Origin of the sequence: Geitlerinema sp. CS-897 (genome assembly GCF_028368005.1) — a bacterium.
Lineage (GTDB): Bacteria > Cyanobacteriota > Cyanobacteriia > Cyanobacteriales > Geitlerinemataceae > Baaleninema > Baaleninema simplex.
Genome location: NZ_JAQNCQ010000004.1, coordinates 1 through 2,878, shown reverse-complemented (window position 1 = coordinate 2,878; position 2,878 = coordinate 1). Strand labels below are relative to the sequence as shown.

Below are 2,878 nucleotides of genomic sequence, written 5' to 3'. Positions count from 1 at the left end.
GATGCGCAGAAAATCTTGGTAGAATGTCGGTAGCATTTTTTTGTTGGGGTGGCCGCAAACGCCACCCTCTTTTTTGGGACTCCTCTATTCTCTCAAACAATTGTCCCGTCTGGCTTCCGTCTACCTTGTCACCCTCTCAGGAGTGTGACTACGCCCCACCACATGGCGGCTGGAATGCTGGGAAAGGCTTCTGGCTGCGCTTGGGTTTCGGCAAAAAACATGAGGCTCGAGGCAAAGACTAACAGAATTAACACGGAAAACAAGGTCATGACAAGCTCTCGACGTTTTGATTCGAGAACTCGCCCTAAAGTTCGTAGTGACTTAGAATAGCGGCTGATTTTTAACAGGCGAAACAAGCGAAACAGGCGTGTCGATTGTATGAATTTGAGTTGAGGAAAAATTAGAAGAATGTAAAACGGCAAAATAGCCATGAGATCGATGATGGCTAAGGGTGTGAGTCCGTAGCGAATTCGACCTCGGACGGGCGATCGATATCGTCGATCTGCCGTACAAGACCACAATCGTAAAAGATACCCGATGGTAAAGAAAATTTGGGCTGTCCAGTCAACGATCTCGAACGAGCGATCGTATTGTTGGGCGATCGTGTCAGAGGTCGCTAAGACGAACGCTAAAACGTCTAAAACGACTAAAACTGTAACGATAAAATCGTCAACTCGACTGAGGGGAACGTTGGGATCGGACGTTTCTAAAATTTTGTAGATTCGTCTTTTTAGAGTAACAGACATTAGTTTATAGGCAGAAAATAGCGAGAATATTTAACTGAATTTTAAAAATACATAGCGATCGCGCGTTGACGATAAATGCTAATTTTCATGAATATTCATTGACAAAATAGATTTTTGTATTGCGATCTCAGATAACTTATAAATATACACCAGCCAGAGCGATCGTATGGGTTCATCTCAAAAATGTAATGCGATCGGAGGCAAGCTTGAGTAATCGACTTAACTCATTTTTTGACAACAGTGAGGTAGATGGTGTGCATCTCAAAAATGTAAATTCATCGGAGACAAGCTGACCTGCTCGATCGATCGGCTGTTGGGTTCCACTCCGTTCCATCCGTGGACGGCAGCGTTGCCGAAGTTCAACCTACCCAGAGCTTCGTGTTTTTATAAAATTGAGATGCACCCGAGCAAATTTTCTAAAACTGCTCCCAAATTTCGGTCAGTCTTGAAGTTTGCAAAACTCAATATCACCGACAGAACGCCCGATCGAAAATCCACAAACAAATCTGAGAAGGTTATTATATCTAATTATTCCAACTCATCACAACCCATCCCAGACAACATCAAAACTTTCCCAAGGGCGATCGCCCCCTCGTTGTCCATCTCCCCGTACACATTTTCACGAAAAAAATGCTACAATTCAACACTTAAGTTCAACACTTAACGAGCTAGGGGTGCCTGAGTCGTCAGGCTGAGATTACACCCTTAGAACCTGAGACCGGTTAGTACCGGCGAAGGGAAGCTGTTTTTTGAGGAAATTCAATATGCGTACAGACTGGGTAGCTAAGCGACGCGGCCAAAGCAACGTTTCTCAGATGCACTACGCCCGTCAAGGCATCATCACCGAAGAGATGCACCACGTCGCCAAACGGGAAAACCTACCCGCCGAGTTGATTCGCGAGGAAGTGGCGCGCGGACGGATGATTATTCCCGCCAACATCAACCACACGAACCTCGAACCGATGTGTATTGGTGTGGCGTCGAAATGCAAAGTCAACGCCAACATCGGTGCGTCTCCCAACTCTTCCAACATCGACGAGGAAGTTGACAAACTGAACTTAGCGGTGAAATACGGCGCGGATACCGTCATGGACTTGTCCACTGGCGGCGGCGACTTAGACACCATCCGCACGGCGATTATCAAAGCTTCCCCGGTTCCCATCGGTACGGTTCCGGTGTACCAAGCTCTCGAAAGCGTCCACGGTAGCGTGGAAAACCTGACGGCGGACGATTTCCTGAACGTCATCGAAAAACACGCCCAGCAGGGTGTGGACTACATGACGATTCACGCGGGAATCCTCCTCGAACACCTGCCCCTGGTTCGCAACCGCATCACGGGGATTGTCTCGCGCGGTGGCGGTATCCTAGCGAAATGGATGCTGCATCACCACAAGCAAAACCCCCTCTACACCCACTTCGACGACATCATCGAAATCTTCAAGAAATACGATGTCTCTTTCAGCCTGGGCGACTCTCTGCGTCCCGGTTGCACCCACGACGCCAGCGACGAAGCGCAATTGGCAGAGTTGAAAACCCTCGGACAGTTGACGCGCCGCGCCTGGGAACACGACGTTCAGGTGATGGTGGAGGGCCCCGGTCACGTACCGATGGATCAAATCGAGTTCAACGTGAAGAAACAAATGGAAGAGTGCAGCGAAGCACCATTCTACGTTCTCGGGCCGTTGGTGACGGATATCGCTCCGGGTTACGACCATATTACGTCGGCGATCGGGGCGGCGATGGCCGGTTGGTACGGTACGGCGATGCTGTGCTATGTCACGCCGAAGGAACACTTGGGTTTACCGGACGCCGAAGACGTTCGCCAAGGGTTGATTGCGTATAAGATTGCGGCTCACGCGGCGGATATTGCCCGCCATCGTCCTGGTGCGCGCGATCGTGACGACGAACTCTCGGCGGCGCGGTACAACTTCGACTGGAACAAGCAGTTCGAGTTGGCTCTCGATCCCGATCGCGCTCGGGAGTACCACGATGAAACCCTTCCGGCGGATATTTACAAAACCGCTGAGTTCTGCTCGATGTGCGGACCGAAGTTCTGTCCGATGCAGACGAAGGTGGATGCGGACGCGCTGACGGAACTCGAGAAGTTCTTGGCTTCGGAAGAGGCGAAGAAG

At 50.2% G+C, this 2,878-nt stretch carries 2 protein-coding genes and 1 riboswitch; of the genes, one reads left to right on the top strand and one right to left on the bottom strand.

Annotation, left to right across the window (positions count from 1 at the left end):
* Positions 1–128: 128 nt before the first annotated feature.
* On the bottom strand, positions 129–746 hold the full coding sequence (locus tag POG22_RS00150) for an ion transporter (RefSeq protein ID WP_498902929.1): 618 nt from the start codon (positions 744–746) through the stop codon (positions 129–131).
* Positions 747–1,406: 660 nt separating this feature from the next.
* Positions 1,407–1,503, top strand: a riboswitch (TPP riboswitch).
* Between the two features lie 7 nt (positions 1,504–1,510).
* Here POG22_RS00150 and thiC point away from each other — a divergent pair.
* A partial coding sequence (thiC, locus tag POG22_RS00145) for a phosphomethylpyrimidine synthase (protein ID WP_498902928.1) occupies positions 1,511–2,878 on the top strand: 1,368 nt, incomplete at its 3' end.